Below are 283 nucleotides of genomic sequence, written 5' to 3'. Positions count from 1 at the left end.
ACGCAGGGCGGCCAATCGGTTGCGCATGTCCATCAAGCGTTATATAGGCGAGTTGCCCTTGGCCATAAAACTTAAACTGCGCCTCATCAAACGGACCGGTTAATAAGTTTTGATAAGTACGTGCAGGGGCTTTTTCGCCGCTACTTTGCTGAATAACAGGCACAGTACTTTGACTATCATTTTGTAACCTGGTTTTTCCTAAATTAACGGCTAAATTTGCAACCAAGGCACTGCTATCGGGTAGCCATTCATAGGGGGATGCAGTAAGGACAGAGTTTAGCGC

Annotated in this window: 1 pseudogene; it reads right to left on the bottom strand. The window is 46.6% G+C overall.

Features of this window, described 5'->3' with window-relative positions:
- Positions 1–283: pseudogene (locus AAEY62_RS21945) on the bottom strand (S9 family peptidase); the annotation flags it as partial.

It is taken from the genome of Pseudoalteromonas sp. GW168-MNA-CIBAN-0100, from assembly GCF_040309225.1.
Taxonomy (GTDB): Bacteria; Pseudomonadota; Gammaproteobacteria; order Enterobacterales; family Alteromonadaceae; genus Pseudoalteromonas; species Pseudoalteromonas arctica.
This window is presented reverse-complemented; position numbering and strand designations above follow the sequence as displayed.